Here is a 15,818-nt window from a genome sequence, read left to right as displayed (position 1 = left end):
TGTATCGGTGTGCGGCTCCGCCGTGGACGTGACCAGGCCCCCACCGGCCCGCAGCTTCAGCACCGCGCTTCCAGCGGAGCGCTCAGGCCGCCGGCGCCGCTCCCGTGTTGTCGTGGTCGTCGTCCTCCGGGAGCTTGCAGACGCGCTCCAGGAAGATGGCGGCCGCTATGACGCCGATGCCGGCCAGCACCGAGAAGCCGGCGTAGAAGGCCTGGTCGCGGCGGGCGGGAATGTCGAGGGACTCCAGCAGGAAGGCACCCGTGCCGCCGTACATCCCGGCGACGAGGGCGGCGACCAGGGCGCTGGCCTGGCCGAAGACGACTGCGCGGGCCGCCATCAGGGGGTCGACGCCCTTGGCGCCGGGGCGGCGTTCGCGCTGGGCCTTCAGGCGGGCGCGCAGTGAGAGCGCCGTGGCGAGCAGGATCGCCGCGATCACCGCCAGGACGACGGGGGCGGCAAGAGGGACGCTGGGGAGCGTCCCGATCGAGTTCCACAGGCGGGCGCCCGCCCAGGACAGCACCCCCGCGACGACGAACACGCCGATCAGCACCCTGATGCGCAGCTCTCTCACGGTGTCCCTTCAGCTCCCCGGGCCGTGGTCTGTGGTGACCCGGCCGGTCAGGTCGTCCCTGTGTCGTCGCGACGTGGTCGTCTTGACCTTAACGACTACTCGGGCAGCCGGAGTTCCAGGTCCGCACGGGGTGCCACGCCCTCGCGGGTGACCGTGCCGAGGAGGTCGGCGACGGCGCCGCGGCCGGGGAGCTGGGCATCGGGGTCGAGGTCGTGCCAGGGGGCGAGGACGAAGGCGCGTTCGTGGGCGCGCGGGTGGGGGAGGGTGAGGTGCGGGTCGTCGGAGACGATCTCCGCGTACGAGACGATGTCGACGTCGAGGGTGCGCGGGCCCCAGTGCTCGTCCCGGACCCGGTGGAAGGCCTCCTCGACCGCGTGCGCCCGCTCCAGGAGGGAGGACGGGGGAAGGGTGGTCTTCAGGACCACGACCGCGTTGAAGTACGAGGGCTGGCTGCCGGGCTCGACGCCCCACGGCTCGGTCTCGTAGACGGGGGAGACCGCCTTGACGCGCACGCCCGGCGTGTCCTCGAGGGCGTCGATGGCGCCCTGGAGGGTCTCCAGGCGGTTGCCGAGGTTGGATCCGATGGAGAGCACGGCCCATTTGGGGTTGTGCAGGGTCGTGTCGGCGGCGTCCACCTTCTCGACGACGGAGGCGGGTACCGGCTGTACGGTCGGGTCGCTGTGACCCTCGGTGAACGAGGCAGTCATACTCGGCTCCGGGTGATGGTGACGGTCACGTCGTCGAAGGGGACGGTGATCGGCGCGTCCGGCTTGTGGACGCAGACCTCGACCTCCTTGACCCCTTCGTGCTTCAGACAGGTCTGGGCGATGCGCTCGGCGAGCGTCTCGATGAGGTTCACGGGCTCGCCCTCGACGACGGCCACGACCTCCTCCGCCACGATGCCGTAATGCACGGTCTTCGCCAGGTCGTCGTCGGCGGCGGCCGACCGGGTGTCCAGGCCCAGGACGAGGTCCACGAGGAAGGTCTGGCCCTCCTCGCGCTCCTTGGGGAACACACCGTGGTGCCCGCGGGCCTTCAGGCCGCGCAGCGCGACACGATCCACGCGAATCACTCCTGCAATCGTCGGTTGCGGCCGGTTCGTACCGGGTGCGGGCGGCACCCCGGCCTGAACCGAATCTACCTGCGGGCACTGACAGCTCCGGGCCACGGGGGCGTGGGCCCGGGTCGGGGCCTGGAGGTTTCATCGAGTGTTTTCCCTGGGGAACCCGGCGGCTCATGGGGTGGTAGCCGCGCATACCCCGGAGTAGGTGATTCCAACCACTCCTTGGTCCCTTCGGGCCCTTGGAGGGCGCCTACCCACTCAGGCGGGTGTGTCGTCGTCCTCGGCCTCGTCGGTTTCGGCCAGAACGGGGGAGGCGTGGTGTGACCAGAGCTTCCAGCCGGCGGGTGTGCGGCGGAACACGTTCGTCGCGACCACCAGCTGGCCGACGAGCGGGCCGGGTCCGTCGCCGTCCTCGGGGGCGGGGCCGCCGCTGAGGATGTTCTCGGTGCAGGTGACCAGGGCGGTGTCGCCGGTGACGGAGACGTGGACGTCGGTGAGGAAGAACTGGATGTAGTCGGTGTTCGCCATGATCAGCGCATACGACCTGAGGACTTCGCCGCGGCCGGTGAGTACGGGCCAGCCGGGGTGCACGCAGGAGACCACGCCGGTGTCCGCGGGGTCGTGGTAGGTCTCGTCCACGCCCAGGTCGGACGGGGTGAGCCAGAGCGACGACACCTCTTCGAAGTCGCCCCGCTCCAGTGCCTCGTAGAAGGCCGTGTTGGCGAGTTCGACCTGTTCGACGTCGGTGTGGGGGGCGCTCACCGGGCTCCTTCCACGGCGCGCGCGACCCGTACCGCGTCGGCCGTTGCCCGTACCTCGTGCACCCGCACCGCCCAGGCGCCGGCGCGCGCCGCCAGCGCGGAGACAGCGGCCGTTGCGGCATCGCGCTCCCGGGCCGGCGGCGGGGCGCCCTCGGGACCGGCGAGGACACGGCCGAGAAACCGCTTGCGGGAGGCGGCGACCAGCAGCGGGTGGCCGAGGGTGCGCAGGCGGTCCAGATGGGCGAGCAGAGTGAGGTCGTGCTCGGCCTCCTTGGAGAAGCCGAGGCCGGGGTCGACGACAATGCGGTCGGGTGCGACACCGCCCTCCAGGACGGCCTCCACGCGCGCGTGCAGCTCGTCGACGACTTCGGTGACGACGTCGTCGTACACGCCCTTGACGTTGCCGCCCTCCAGGAAGCCGCGCCAGTGCATGACGACGAAGGGGGCGCCGGTCTCCGCGACGACACGGATCATCGCGGGGTCGGCGAGGCCGCCGCTGACGTCGTTGACGAGGGCGGCGCCGGCGGCGAGGGCCTGTTCGGCGACGGAGGCGCGCATGGTGTCGACGGAGACGACGACACCTTCGGAAGCCAGGCCGCGGACGACGGGGATGACCCGCCGCAGTTCTTCGGCCTCGTCGACGCGGGTGGCGCCGGGGCGGGTGGACTCGCCGCCGACGTCCACCAGGTCGGCGCCCTCGGTGACGAGGTCGAGGCCGTGCTTCACGGCCGCGGTGGTGTCGAACCAGCGGCCGCCGTCGGAGAAGGAATCGGGGGTCACGTTCACGACTCCCATGACCGCACAGCGGTCCCATTCCGGAAGGCCCGCGATACGCCCGCGTCCGCTCTGCTTGCTCATACGTTCAGCGTAGGCCCCCGGTGGGCGGGGCCTCTCCACATGGGTGTGCGGCCCGGCGGTCCCGGCGTCGTGCGGCCCGAGCGGAAGCTCCGGGTGCTGGAGGGGTGGGGCCTCCGCTCGGGCCTGTCCGGTCAGGCCGCGCGCATGCCCCGCTCCGTGACGGCGTACGCGCAGGGGCGCGGGGTGGCGAGGCGGATGCGCGGCAGGTATCCCTCGACCTCGCCGAGGTCGCCGAGGTCATGGACGCGTCGGACCCGGGTTGCGTAACCGGCACGCTCGATGCGCCTGGCCGGCCGGCGCACGCTTCGCATCGCGCGGCCGGCGAGGGAGAAATCCGCGCCGTCCACCACCGCCTCGTCGCCCGGCTCGAGGGCGTCCAGGCCGGTCTCGCGGGTCCACACCTCGCGGCCGGTCTCGGAGCAGCCCGTGACGGCAGGGGTCCAGGAGTGTGCCCGGGCCTCGTCCATGAAGCGTTCGATGGCGCCCGGCCAGGCCTCGACGTCGCCGATGGGGTCACCGCCGGCGAGCATCACCCCGGACACCACGCGGTAGGTCACCGCCGCCTTGCCGCTGGGCGAGAAGACGACGGACTCGCCCCGGCGCAGCGCGAAGCGGCCGGGGGAGTCGCGGCCGCCGTGCCGGTCCAGCAGGGTGCGCAGCCGGGCCTCGTCGTCCTGTGTGAGCCGGGCGGCCGGGTGTGCCGGGTGTTCGGGGCGCAGGGCGAGACAGACCGTGGTGACGGCGGTGAGCAGGCCGAGCGCTCCGAGACAGACGGCGACGGTCCAGGACGTGTCGCCCTGGTACCGGACCGGGCCCTCGAAGCCGAACAGGCCGTACAGGACATGGGTGATGCGGTCCGCCAGGGACGGGTCGCCGATCATCGTGCGGGAATGTGCGCTGACGACGACCAGCCCGAGGGCGAGTGAACCGGCGCCCATGAGCACGAAGTTGGCGAGGGCCCGCCACCGGCTGCGCGGGTCGGGCAGGGCCGTGAACTGCTCGCGGTGGCGCAGCAGCGGCGCGAGCAGCGCGAGGGAGACGACCACGCCGACAACGGAGGGCCGGTACGTGAACTGCGCGACCGCCCCGGCCGGCAGCAGCGCGACGGCCGCGCGCCACGCCCGGCGTTTGCCCCGCCCCAGACTGTGGGCGAGCAGCAGCAACAGCACGCCCGTGCTGAGCGAGAGCGCCGCCGCGAACGGGCCGAGAGCGCCGGGCAGCACCTCGGCGAGGGCGTGCACACGGCTGTGCCGGAAGCGCGGAAAGACGCTCGCGGCGATGTCCAGGAGGCCCACAAGGGCACACGCCCTGGCGACGAGGACGGGAACGGCCTCCGGGCGCAGAACCCGGAACAGCCGCCGCCGCACCCTTGCCCCTTCTTCCTTGACAGGCATCGCATCCCGTAGTTCTGGTCGTAGGTCTGCTCGTTGTTCTGCGAGAGACCGTGAAACCGGTGCCGATTCGGGCATCCGGCGACATTGCGCCCTCTAGGACGGTGGGATCCGGGGTCAGGTTCACTCCCGTTCGCCGAAGCCCTTTCACAGTCCGGAGAAGGGGATCCGGGTGAACTCCCGCAGGCCCGACGGCCCATGTGCTGTGAATGCATCGGAGTGGCTGTGTTTTTACCGCCCGGGCCACCATGATTCGCCTACGCGCGGTAAGTTTCTGGCCATGCCACGTGGACGTCATCGCCATTCACCGCCCTTGCACAGGCTGCTGCCTCCGTCGGCGATCGCAGGCGTCTCCCTCGTCTGCGCCCTCGGCCCCTGGGTGTTCACGGAGCCGACGGTGCTCCGTGGGCTGGCGGCGGCCGCCGCGGTGACGGCTGTCGCCGGTGCCGTCGTTCTGCGCCGCTGGGACACGCAGGCGGGCAAGCAGGTCGCCGACCTCACGCGCGCGCGTGCGAGCGATGAGTGGCGGCACGAGGAGCGCGTCGCCGAACTGGAGACCGACCTGGAGGAGTCGCGGGAACTGCGCGTCAAACTCGAGCAGCGACTGCGGGCGAAGCGCGCCGAACTGGCGGGCCTGCGCAACGAGCACGCGGCACTGCTGCGCCGGTACGCCACCGCGGAGACCGAGCGTGCCAGCGCCCTGGAAGGCCGCCGCCTGCTGGAGATAGAGGCCGCGACTCCCGCGCGTGCGCTGCCGCCCGCACCGACGACGGAGGAGACCGAGGCCGTGGCAGCCCCGGCCGACCCCGACGAGGTCACTGATACCGACGAGGCCACTGATACCGACGCCACCGACGAGACCGTGGAACAGAAGGCGGCGGCTTCCGGACTGTTCTCCCCGGAGGGCTCCCGGCTGTTCCTGCGGGCGCGGGCGGCGCTGGTCCGGTTCGACGCCGACACGGAGGCGTCTGCCAAGGAGCACGCCGACCAGGAGGCGTCCCCCAAGGAACCGGCCGCCGACGCCGAGCGGGTCACCGGTGCGGAGGCCGCGCAGGAGGACGAGGCGCGGGGGAAGTCCGAGGCGGCCGACGGGCACGAGCGCGCGGCCGCCACCACCACGGCCGACACGGCCCCCTCCGATGACAACGCTGCCGCGGCCCCCGCGGAGTCCGTCCCGGCCACGGCCAGGCCCGCCGCGCCCGTGCAGCAGCCCTCCGGTCACTTCACCGTGCCGACCGCGGTGGCCGTCGTACCGGCCTCCGTTCCGGTGCGCCGTCCGACGGCCGAGGGCGGGTTCGACTTCTTCGGTACAAAGGCGAACACGTCCGCGGCGCTGGAGGCCGTGCAGAACGAGGACCTCGCCGATGTGGTCGGCCAGGAGGCGCTCGACCTGCACAAGGCGGAGGCCGAGGCCGAGTTCAAGCCGGCCGGCGAGGAGTCGCGCGGCATCGGCCAGGTGATCGACCTGACGGCGCACGACGAGACCGAGCAGATCGACATGCAGGGACTGCGCGGACTGCGCAGCGCCGTCTCCTGAAACAGCCGCCCCGAGCAGGGAGTTGCCTGAACGCCGTGCCCGGCGCCGCCAAGCCGGGCACGGCGTTCTTCACGCCATCCACCGGTCCGGCCGTGCCCCCTTGCGCCCCGTCCGTGACCGCTCCGCCTGTGCCCGCAGCAGCTCCGCGGCTTCCCCAGCGTCCCGCAGCCGCGCCGTGACGGTCTTGTTGGCTCCGGTGTCCACATGCACGTCCGCAACGCGCCACAGCCGCATCCAGGGCCCTTGAGCGAGCCGTACGCTCTGGACCTTCGCGTGCGGTACGAGCGCCAGGCTGCGCCGCAGGAGTCCGTGCCGGGCCGCGAACACCGCCTCGGTGACGGTGAAGCCGTAGCCCCGCCACCACAGCGGCACGCACCGCCCGGCGCGCCGCGGCGGCCGCGACAGCGACGACACGGGCGGAACCGTCACCCCGGGCAGTACGCGCGCGATGACCGACTCGGCCACCTCGCGCGGGGCGACCGGCAGCAGTACGGAGTTCGACGAGCCGGCCACGTCCAGCTCCACCCGTACCCAACTGCGCCTCCGCCACAGCAGCGGCTCCACGATCCGCACGGTCTGCACCCGCCCCGGCGGCACCGTCTCATGGGCGCGGTCGAGGAGGCCGCGGTCGATCCGCAGCCCGTCCGGGGACTCGGCCACCGTCCAGTCGTACTCGGTGACGAAGCGGCCCACGCTGCTCGCGCCCGCCGCACCGATCAGCGGCAGCGCGGTCGCGAGCACCGTCCACAGGTTGTGGGTGAAGAACCACAGGACGGACGGCACGACGAGCGCGGCGATCAGGGTGCCCCAGGTCGCCCCGGTCAGCACCAGGGAGACGGCGAGGACACCCGGGGGCACGTTCAGCAGCTGCCGGGCCGGCGCCTCGCCGACCTCGTGCGCGGTCTCGGGCGCGAAACCGGCCGCGCGCGCGAGCAGTTCGGCCCGCAGCGCGCGGGCCTCTCCTTCGCCGAGGAAGGCGAGTTCGTCCTTCTTGTCGGTCCCTATGACGTCGAGTTTGAGTTTCGCGACACCCGCCACGCGCGCGAGGAGCGGCCGGGTGACGTCGACGGCCTGGATCCGTTCCAGGCGGATGTGCGCGGTGCGCCGGAACAACAAGCCTGTACGGATGCGCAGTTCGCTCTCCGTCACCGCGAAGTGCGTGAACCACCAGGTGAGGAAGCCGTACAGCGCGGCGGCCGGTATGAGCACGGCGAGGGCGATCAGCAGCGTCGTCGTGGTCAGCCGCGCCAACTGGCGCTGTGTGCCGTCCGGGTCGTGCAGGGCCCACCCGAGGAGCACGGCGACCGGCGCCCACGCCCGCCGCAGCGGCGTGACGGGGTGCAGCCGCCGCTCGGTCACGGCCTTGTCGCGGCGTACGTCGCCGTCGGTGTCCGGAGTCGTCACAGCCCCGCCGATCTGGCCTCGCCGAGCTCGGTCAGCCGGTCCCGCAGCCGCTCCGCCTCGGCCGGGTCCAGGCCCGGGATGGTCGCGTCCGTCGCGGCGGCCGCCGTGTGCAGCTGCACGCTGGCCAGCCCGAAGTGCCGCTCGACGGGCCCGGACGTGACCTCGACCAGTTGCATGCGCCCGTACGGCACGACGGTCACCGTGTGCCACAGCACGCCCCGGCTGATCAGCAGGTCGTCGGCGCGCTCGGCGTACCGCCAGGAGCGCCAGTTGCGGCCGGCGAGGTCCCAGCCCCACGCCATCAGCGCCAGCGGCAGCAGTGCGAACGCGGCCCAGGCGGGACCGGCCAGCAGGCCCGGCAGCAGCCCGGCGGCGAGGGCGAGCAGTCCCAGCCACACGATCAGCAGCATCCGTCGCATCCGTAGCAGGCGGGGCGGCAGCCCGGTCCACACCGGCTCCGCCTCCGCTGTCGTGCCGCCCGCTGGGCTCCCCGTCTCCATACGGCCAGCGTACGTAGGAGAGACTGGGTCCATGACTCCTACGACGGAGACCATGGTCGGAATCGGCGGCGCCGCGGAGAGCGCCGACATGGTGCTGAACATCGGCCCCCAGCACCCGTCCACGCACGGCGTGCTGCGGCTGCGGCTCCTCCTGGACGGCGAGCGCATCACGCGCGCGGAGCCGGTGATCGGCTACATGCACCGTGGCGCGGAGAAGCTCTTCGAGGCGCGCGACTACCGCCAGATCATCATGCTCGCCAACCGCCACGACTGGCTGTCGGCCTTCTCCAACGAGCTGGGTGTGGTCCTCGGTGTGGAGCGCATGCTCGGCATGGAGGTCCCCGAGCGCGCCGTGTGGACGCGCACCCTGCTCGCGGAGCTGAACCGGGTGCTGAACCATCTGATGTTCCTCGGCTCGTACCCGCTGGAGCTCGGCGGCATCACGCCGGTCTTCTACGCGTTCCGGGAGCGCGAGGTCCTGCAGAACGTCATGGAGGAGGTCTCCGGCGGGCGGATGCACTACATGTTCAACCGTGTCGGCGGCCTCAAGGAGGACCTGCCGGCCGGCTGGACCGCACGCGCGCGTGCCGCGGTCGCCGGTGTGCGCTCCCGCATGGACCGGTTCGACGACCTGGTCCTCGGCAACGAGATCTTCCGGGGGCGCACGCGGGGCGTGGGCACGCTCGCGCCGGAGGCCGTGCACGCCTATGGGGTCAGCGGGCCGATCGCGCGCGCGTCGGGCGTCGACTTCGACCTGCGCCGCGACGAGCCGTATCTCGCCTACGGGGAGCTGCAGGACACCCTCAAGGTGGTCACCCGGCAGGAGGGCGACTGCCTCGCCCGCTTCGAGTGCCTCCTGGAGCAGACCCACAACGCCCTCGACCTCGCCGACGCCTGCCTCGACCGGATCGCTCAGCTGGCGCCGGGGCCGATCAACCAGCGGCTCCCCAAGGTCCTGAAGGCACCCGAGGGGCACACGTACGCCTGGACCGAGAACCCCCTCGGCATCAACGGCTACTACCTCGTGAGCAAGGGCGACAAGACGCCGTACCGGCTCAAGCTGCGCTCGGCCTCGTACAACAACATCCAGGCGCTCACCGTGCTGCTGCCGGGCACGCTGGTGGCGGACATGGTGGCGATTCTGGGGTCGATGTTCTTCGTGGTGGGGGACATCGACAAGTAGCCGGTACGGGCCTCAGGCGAGTACGTCCGGAATTCCAACCCGCTGCACCAGCCACCCGAAGTCGCCCAGTCCACCCGCTGCGGTGAGCTCGGCGGCCTCCCCGGCGCCCGCGAGGGCGCGCACGTATGCCGAGGGGTTGGTGGTGGCGAGCGCGAGCGGGGGGCGTGCGCCTGCGATGCCCAGGGTGCGCAACGCATCACGCTGTGCCAGCACGCGCCCATCGGGGAGCGTGCACGCGTCCAGCGCGACGTGTGCGGTGATGTCGCACGACCCGTCCGGCACAGGCGCCGTCTCGCGCCCCTCGCGGAAACCGGTGAGCGTCCCGAAGAGCGGCCGTGCGCCGGCCGTGTGCGCGTAGTCGACGGCGACGGCGAGCCCGCGCTCGACGCGGGAGACCACCGACGCCCACGCCGTGTCCCTGGGCAGACCGATCTCGGCCCGCAGCCCCTCCTCGGCGGGCAGTGGCCACCACCGGGCGAGCCACTCGGCCTGCGCACCGGACACCGGCTCCCCGAGCCGCTCGGTCCCGTCCTCCCGTACGAGCACCAGCCTCGGTACGCCCGCGGAGTCCACCTCGGCGACCTCCACGGGCACGTTGTCCAGCCACTCGTTGGCGAACAGCAGGCCGGTCACGCTCTTCGGGGGCTCGGCCAGCCACTCGATGCGCTGATCGAGCCCTGCCGGGCGGCCGGCGATCTCGACGGCGTACGCGCGCGTGCGGGCGGCCACATCGGCGGGCAGCGCGGTGAGCACGCCGGAGACCAGCTCACCCCGCCCGGCGGCCATGTCGACGAAGTCGAGACCGGACGGACGGCCCAGCGCCTCGTCGACCCGGCACAGCAGCCCCGCCACGGCCTCGGCGAACAGCGGCGACGCGTGCACGGACGTACGGAAGTGCCCGGCGGGCCCCTCGGGCCTGCGGTAGAAGCCGCCCGGACCGTACAGCGCCGCCTCCGCAGCCGCCCGCCACCCTCGCCACCGGCCGTCCGCCGTTTCCTTGGTCACATCGCCAGGCTAGGGCCGGAGGGGAAGGGGGCCTCCACCTTGCGGAGTACACGTATCCGGTGCGGATCGGCCCTCCGGTTGACTCCCGCCCGCATCATGCTTCCCTACTCTGGGTTACGTGCAGCGCCTCTACGACTTCCTCCGCAGGCACCCGACATGGGTCGACGGCTTCTGGGCCCTCGTTCTGTTCGGGATCTCGGTGGTGGGGGGTACGGTCCAGCAGGAGAACACGGGGACCGACCTGCCGTGGCTCGTCGTCCCGGTCACGCTGCTGCTGTGCCTGGTGGTCGCGCTGCGCCGCCGCATGCCGGAGAAGATGCTGGTGCTGGCGGCCGTGGTGGGCGTGGCGCAGCTGGTGCTGGACGTGGCGACCACGGCCGCCGACTTCGCCCTGCTGCTGATCGTGTACACCGTCGCCGCGGTCGGGGCCCGCTGGGCCTCCCGGTTCGCGCTGGCCGGCGGGCTGTGCGCGGCGCCGCTGGCGCAGATCCGCTGGCCGGAGTACGAGTCGAGCGTCGCGGGGAACATCGCGGTCGCGGTCTTCCAGACGGTGCCCTTCGCCCTCGCCTGGGTGCTCGGCGACTCCATCCGCACCCGCCGCGCCTACTTCGCGCAGCTGGAGGAGCGCGCCGCCCGCCTCGAGAAGGAGCGCGAGGCGCAGTCCAAGGTCGCGGTCGCCGCGGAACGCGCCCGTATCGCGCGCGAACTGCACGACGTCGTCGCGCACAACGTGTCGGTGATGGTGGTGCAGGCCGACGGCGCCGCCTACGTCCTCGACGCCGCGCCGGACCAGGCGAAGAAGGCCCTGGAGACCATCTCCTCCACCGGCCGCCAGGCCCTCGCCGAGATGCGCCGCCTGCTCGGCGTGCTGCGTACCGGTGAGCACCAGGAGAGCGGCGAGTACGTCCCGCAGCCCGACGTCGAGCAGATCGAGGACCTGGTCGAGCAGTGCCGCGGCGCGGGCCTGCCGGTCGACTTCAGGATCGAGGGCACTCCGCGCCCGCTGCCCAGTGGCGTCGAGCTCACCGCGTACCGCATCGTGCAGGAGGCGCTCACCAACACCCGCAAGCACGGCGGGCCGAACGCGGGCGCGAGCGTGCGGCTGGTCTACTTCGACGACGGCCTCGGACTGCTCGTCGAGGACGACGGCAAGGGCGCCCCGCACGAGCTGTACGAGGAGGGCGGCGCCGACGGCCGGGGCCATGGCCTGATCGGCATGCGCGAGCGGGTCGGCATGGTGGGCGGCACCCTGGACGCGGGGCCGCGCCCCGGTGGAGGATTCCGCATCAGTGCTCTGCTGCCGCTCAAACCAGCGCATTGACCGCCGACGCACGCCCCCTGTTGACACCTGTAACAACCCTCTGCAACGACCTTCTGAACGGACATGGAAGAGGCCCCGATGACGATCCGCGTGATGCTCGTCGACGACCAGGTGCTGCTGCGCACCGGGTTCCGGATGGTGCTCGCCGCACAGCCGGACATGGAGGTCGTGGCGGAGGCGGGCGACGGTGTCGAGGCCCTGCAGGTGCTGCGCTCGACCGAGGTCGACGTGGTGCTCATGGACGTACGCATGCCGAAGCTCGACGGTGTGGAGGCCACCCGGCGCATCTGCTCGGACACCGACCCGCCGAAGGTGCTGATCCTGACCACCTTCGACCTCGACGAGTACGCCTTCTCCGCGCTGAAGGCGGGCGCTTCCGGGTTCATGCTCAAGGACGTGCCGCCCGGCGAACTCCTCGCCGCGATCCGCTCCGTGCACAGCGGCGACGCCGTCGTGGCCCCGTCGACGACCCGGCGGCTGCTCGACCGGTTCGCGCCGATGCTGCCCAGCACCGGCAAGGAGCCCCGGCACAAGGAGCTGGAGCGGCTCACCGAGCGTGAGCGCGAGGTCATGGTGCTGGTCGCCCAGGGGCTGTCCAACGGGGAGATCGCCGGCCGGCTGGTGCTGTCGGAGGCGACGGTCAAGACACATGTGGGCCGCATCCTGACCAAGCTCGGGCTGCGGGACCGGGTGCAGGTGGTGGTCCTCGCGTACGAGACGGGGCTCGTACGGGCCGGCGGACACGGCTGACCGGAGCCGCGGCCGTCGGTAGGGTCTGCGCATGCTCCTGTGGATCAACGGCCCCTTCGGGGGCGGCAAGACACAGACCGCACACGAGATACAGCGCCGTCTGCCCGGCAGCGTCATCTGCGACCCCGAGCACCCCGGCTTCGGCCTGCGCCGCATGCTGCCGCCCGCACTGCGCGGAAACTTCCAGGACCTGGCGTCCTGGCGGCAGGGCGTCGTCGAGGTCCTCGACCTCGCCCTCACCGAACACGACGGCGTGGTGATCGCGCCGATGACGGTCACCGACTCCGGCTGCTTCCAGGAGACCGTCGGGCGGCTCCGCGAACTGGGCCATGACGTACGGCACTTCACGCTCCTCGCCGAACGCGAGACCGTCCTGGAACGGCTGCGTGAGCGCGGTCTCGGACACCTCCTCCGGTTCGTCGCCGGAAAGGACGCCGGCCTGCGCAGGGAGAGCTGGGCCGTGCAGCAGCTCGACCACTGTCTGGAGCGGCTGTGCGAGCCGGAGTTCGCCGAGCACCTGTGGACGGACCACTCGACCGTGCCGAAGACGGCGGACCGGATCGCCGTGCTGGCCGGGCTGGCCCTCAGGCCCAACAACGAGGGCGCGCTGCGGACGCGGCTGAGGCAGGCGCGGGTCGGGATCAGGCACATCCGGTTCGACTGACGGTCACCTCAGGAGCGCTTCGAGGAAGTCGCTGCCGAGCCGCGCCACCGCGGTGACGTCCAGCTGGTGCAGGACGTACCGACCGCGGCGGCGAGTGGTGATCAGGCCCGCCTTCTTGAGGACGCCCAGGTGCCGGGATATCTCGGGCGCGGTCATGCCGTGGATCTGTACGAGTTCGCTCGTGGTGTACGTGCTGCGGGCGAGGTTGCGGCAGAGCTGCATCCGCACCGGGTGGGACAGGGCGGTCATCCGCATGGTCAGCTGGTCGACCGAAGGCGGCACGGTGAGCCCGGGGGAGCCGACCGGATAGTGCAGTACCGGCTGCCAGCCGTGCCGGTGCAGCACCTGCAGATGCGGCCAGCCCAGGCTCGTCGGCACGAGCAGCAGGCTCCTGTCCCTGATGACGGTGTGGCCGTGGCGCAGCTTGTCGATGGTGATTCTTCCGGCGGCCTCGTCGACGCCCACCGCCGGGGACACCGCGGTCAGTGCCTCGGTCAGGCCCTTGTGCCGCAGAAGGTCGGTCTTGTGGCGGGCGTCCGCCGCGAGCTGGTGACGCAGGCGGGGCCAGGCGTCCGCGAAGAACATCTCGTCGCAGTCCTCCAGGAACTGCCGCAGCCAGGCCCGGATGCGCGGCGGATCCTCGAGCAGCCGCTGGCTGAACCGCAACTGCTGCGGCCCGCGCGCGGCGGCCAGCTCAAGAGCGCGTCGGCGCAGCTCCGAGTCGGCCAGTACGTCGGACACCGGCGTGGTGGCCGGGAGGGCGCAGGTGAACTCCAGGGCCGCGTCCACGAACTGCTCGTCCGTCAGCTTGTCCAGCAGGTCCAAGTCCTCGGCGAGCGTGGCGCCCGGGAGTGTGCTCCCGCCCGGGACACCGGCGAAGGGCAGGAACAGGTCCGAGAACGTCGTCCGCCACAGGAAGTCGGCCTCGCACATCCGGTCGGCCAGATGCGAGTCGAGCCGGGCGGTCACGCCGGTCACCCAGCCCTGCAGGCCGGGATGGTGCCCCGGCTCGGACAGCGCGTGCAGCGCCGAACCGAGCTCGGCGAGGGGCGAGGGCACCACGGCGACCCTCTCCGGCCGCAGCCCCGCGATGTCGATGCTCACGCTCATGTCGCCATGGTGCACGCCGCCACTGACAACGCAGCCCTCGATTGACGGCGGCCGTCAATCGGCGCGACACCGGCGGAGCGGGCGGCGCAGCCTGGGACAACCGGGGCAGCCGCGGAGCCCGATCCACTGTTTCTCCTCGTCCCGAGAAGGCGAACCGCCATGAGCATCACGCAGCAGTACCTCCTCGACACCTACCGCGCCCAGCAGCTCGGCCGGTCAGGCCCGCCCGCGCCCGGCGTCCACGACTGGCAGGTCGTGCGGGAGTGGCGCGACCGCCGGCAGTTCCGCGCGGTGATCGCCGAGCGTCCGGCCCACGGACGGCTACGGCAGGCGCTGGGCCGGTGGCTCCATCTGCGCCGACGGGCTACGAGCTGACCTCCTGCGGCAGCCGGGAGACGAACTCCGCGACCGCCGCTTCCACATCGCCCGCCGTCCACTCCAGGCCCGCGGCCCGGACCTCGATCTCCGTGACGGCGAGGCCCGGCCCCGGGGCGTCCCAGGGGCGCGCGAAGAGCAGGGTCTTCGTCTCCTCGGCGTGCCGGACCGCGGCCTCGGCGACGACATCGACGTCGTACGGGAGCCAGACCTGGAACTCGTTGGTGTGCGGCTCCTCGGGGTGGACGCGTACCCAGGGCACCCCGGCCGCCGCGAAGCCCTCGCGCAGCGCGGCGGCCACCACGCGCGCGTGCCGCACGTAGTCGGGCAGCCGGGGCAGCTCACGCTCCAGCCCGGCGAGCGCCGACAGCACGGTCGGGAACTGCTGGAAAACCTGCCCGCCGTACCGGTGCCGCCAGGCCTTCGCCTCCTCCACCAGGGACGCGGGACCGGCGAGGGCGGCGCCGCCGAAGCCGTCGAGTGACTTGTAGAACGACACGTACACGCTGTCCGCCAGGGCCGCGATCTCCTCCAGCGAGCGGCCGAAGTGGACGGTCGTCTCCCACAGGCGCGCGCCGTCGAAGTGCACCACCGCATCGCGCTCGCGCGCGGCCTCCACCAGCTCGGTGAGCTCCTCCCAGGAGGGCAGCACGAAACCGGCGTCCCGGAGCGGGAGTTCCAGCATCAGTGTCCCGAAGGGCTCGTCGAGGTCGCGGATCTCGGCCGCGGTGGGCAGCCGGGGCGCACTGCTCAGGCGGACCGGGCGCAGGCCGCTGACCTGCGTCAACGCATGGCGCTCATGCACTTCGGGGTGGGCGAGCGGGTGCAGGGCGACGCTCGGGTTGCCGGTGCGGCCGGCCCAGCAGCGCAGGGCCACCTGCTGGGCCATCGTGCCCGTCGGGAAGAACGCGGCCCCCTCCGTGCCGAGCAGTCCGGCGACTTTCCCCTCGAGGGCTTCCACGATGCCGTTGCCGTACATGTCCACGGTCTCGTCGAGGTCGTACAGGTCCTCGGCTCTCTCCAGGAGGGCCAGACGCTCCCGGAGCGTGCCGAGCACGCTGGTGCGCGCGAGGACGCGCTGCGCGCCCCGGTACGCGACTTTGCGCCGCTCGTAGCGTCGCTTGCGCTGTTCCTCGACCGACACCGGTTCCTGTGCGCCCTGCTCCGCCGTATCCGTCATGCCACGGATCATGCCGCGCGGCGATTCGCCCGGGCACCCGCTTTTTGGAGCCCGCCGCACCGATGCCGGACTCGGCCGCACCGAGCCGCGGCCCACAGCCTGTGGACAGCCGAACGCCCCCGGAACCAATCGCGTTAACATGACG

General features: G+C 72.2%; 16 protein-coding genes and 1 pseudogene. 6 read left to right on the top strand and 11 right to left on the bottom strand.

Annotated elements, in window-relative coordinates:
• Positions 1–82: 82 nt before the first annotated feature.
• The 6 genes and pseudogenes from StrepF001_RS19480 to StrepF001_RS19455 all read right to left on the bottom strand — a co-directional run.
• Positions 83–571 carry a DUF3180 domain-containing protein gene (locus StrepF001_RS19480; protein ID WP_129799505.1) on the bottom strand — a complete coding sequence of 163 codons (489 nt, stop codon included), beginning with the start codon at positions 569–571 and terminating at the stop codon, positions 83–85.
• A gap of 95 nt (positions 572–666) precedes the next feature.
• Positions 667–1,278, bottom strand: a complete 612-nt coding sequence (gene folK / locus StrepF001_RS19475; RefSeq protein ID WP_129799504.1) for a 2-amino-4-hydroxy-6-hydroxymethyldihydropteridine diphosphokinase — start codon at positions 1,276–1,278, stop codon at positions 667–669.
• On the bottom strand, positions 1,275–1,634 hold the full coding sequence (folB, locus tag StrepF001_RS19470) for a dihydroneopterin aldolase (RefSeq protein ID WP_129799503.1): 360 nt from the start codon (positions 1,632–1,634) through the stop codon (positions 1,275–1,277). Before folB ends, folK begins: the two co-directional genes overlap by 4 nt.
• A gap of 258 nt (positions 1,635–1,892) precedes the next feature.
• Positions 1,893–2,396 (bottom strand): nuclear transport factor 2 family protein, encoded by a 504-nt coding sequence (locus tag StrepF001_RS19465; RefSeq protein WP_129799502.1) that lies wholly within the window; start codon positions 2,394–2,396, stop codon positions 1,893–1,895.
• On the bottom strand, positions 2,393–3,253 hold the full coding sequence (gene folP, locus StrepF001_RS19460; RefSeq protein WP_129799501.1) for a dihydropteroate synthase: 861 nt from the start codon (positions 3,251–3,253) through the stop codon (positions 2,393–2,395). The genes StrepF001_RS19465 and folP overlap by 4 nt, the downstream gene beginning before the upstream one ends.
• A 230-nt stretch (positions 3,254–3,483) precedes the next feature.
• Positions 3,484–4,647, bottom strand: a pseudogene (locus StrepF001_RS19455) (phosphatidylglycerol lysyltransferase domain-containing protein); the annotation flags it as partial.
• Between the two features lie 277 nt (positions 4,648–4,924).
• Here StrepF001_RS19455 and StrepF001_RS19450 point away from each other — a divergent pair.
• Complete coding sequence (locus StrepF001_RS19450; protein ID WP_129799500.1) at positions 4,925–6,181, top strand: hypothetical protein; 1,257 nt, start codon at positions 4,925–4,927, stop codon at positions 6,179–6,181.
• Between the two features lie 69 nt (positions 6,182–6,250).
• Here StrepF001_RS19450 and StrepF001_RS19445 read toward each other — a convergent pair whose 3' ends face one another.
• Positions 6,251–7,585 (bottom strand): PH domain-containing protein, encoded by a 1,335-nt coding sequence (locus tag StrepF001_RS19445; RefSeq protein WP_129799499.1) that lies wholly within the window; start codon positions 7,583–7,585, stop codon positions 6,251–6,253.
• Positions 7,582–8,085: a PH domain-containing protein gene (locus StrepF001_RS19440; RefSeq protein WP_129799498.1), complete on the bottom strand. Its 504-nt coding sequence runs from the start codon at positions 8,083–8,085 to the stop codon at positions 7,582–7,584. The genes StrepF001_RS19445 and StrepF001_RS19440 overlap by 4 nt, the downstream gene beginning before the upstream one ends.
• A gap of 31 nt (positions 8,086–8,116) precedes the next feature.
• Here StrepF001_RS19440 and StrepF001_RS19435 point away from each other — a divergent pair, with 31 nt between their 5' ends.
• Positions 8,117–9,268, top strand: coding sequence for an NADH-quinone oxidoreductase subunit D (locus StrepF001_RS19435; protein ID WP_129799497.1), 1,152 nt, complete (start codon positions 8,117–8,119; stop codon positions 9,266–9,268).
• A gap of 12 nt (positions 9,269–9,280) precedes the next feature.
• Here the strand turns inward: StrepF001_RS19435 and StrepF001_RS19430 are convergent, their stop codons facing one another.
• Positions 9,281–10,273, bottom strand: coding sequence for an SAM-dependent methyltransferase (locus StrepF001_RS19430; RefSeq protein ID WP_129799496.1), 993 nt, complete (start codon positions 10,271–10,273; stop codon positions 9,281–9,283).
• Positions 10,274–10,391: 118 nt separating this feature from the next.
• On the opposite strand from StrepF001_RS19430, the gene StrepF001_RS19425 reads away from it, so the two are divergent.
• The 3 genes from StrepF001_RS19425 to StrepF001_RS19415 all read left to right on the top strand — a co-directional run bounded on the left by StrepF001_RS19425 (position 10,392) and on the right by StrepF001_RS19415 (position 13,008).
• Positions 10,392–11,594 (top strand): sensor histidine kinase, encoded by a 1,203-nt coding sequence (locus StrepF001_RS19425; protein ID WP_129799495.1) that lies wholly within the window; start codon positions 10,392–10,394, stop codon positions 11,592–11,594.
• 78 nt (positions 11,595–11,672) lie between these two features.
• Complete coding sequence (locus StrepF001_RS19420) at positions 11,673–12,344, top strand: response regulator transcription factor (protein WP_129799494.1); 672 nt, start codon at positions 11,673–11,675, stop codon at positions 12,342–12,344.
• 31 nt (positions 12,345–12,375) lie between these two features.
• Positions 12,376–13,008: an AAA family ATPase gene (locus StrepF001_RS19415; RefSeq protein WP_129799493.1), complete on the top strand. Its 633-nt coding sequence runs from the start codon at positions 12,376–12,378 to the stop codon at positions 13,006–13,008.
• Between the two features lie 3 nt (positions 13,009–13,011).
• Here StrepF001_RS19415 and StrepF001_RS19410 read toward each other — a convergent pair whose 3' ends face one another.
• The gene (locus StrepF001_RS19410) at positions 13,012–14,118 is read right to left on the bottom strand and encodes a DUF5937 family protein (protein WP_129799492.1); all 1,107 of its coding nucleotides are present in this window, start codon (positions 14,116–14,118) and stop codon (positions 13,012–13,014) included.
• Positions 14,119–14,277: 159 nt separating this feature from the next.
• Here StrepF001_RS19410 and StrepF001_RS19405 point away from each other — a divergent pair, with 159 nt between their 5' ends.
• The gene (locus StrepF001_RS19405) at positions 14,278–14,493 is read left to right on the top strand and encodes a hypothetical protein (protein WP_129799491.1); all 216 of its coding nucleotides are present in this window, start codon (positions 14,278–14,280) and stop codon (positions 14,491–14,493) included.
• On the opposite strand, the gene StrepF001_RS19400 is transcribed toward StrepF001_RS19405, so the two are convergent.
• Positions 14,483–15,673, bottom strand: a complete 1,191-nt coding sequence (locus tag StrepF001_RS19400; protein ID WP_129799490.1) for a beta-eliminating lyase-related protein — start codon at positions 15,671–15,673, stop codon at positions 14,483–14,485. The genes StrepF001_RS19405 and StrepF001_RS19400 overlap by 11 nt on opposite strands.
• Positions 15,674–15,818: the final 145 nt, after the last annotated feature.

The organism is Streptomyces sp. F001 (genome assembly GCF_004187715.1).
Lineage (GTDB): Bacteria > Actinomycetota > Actinomycetes > Streptomycetales > Streptomycetaceae > Streptomyces > Streptomyces flavusporus.
The sequence above is the reverse complement of the archived record's forward strand: the minus strand, read 5'-3'. Positions and strand labels throughout refer to the sequence as shown.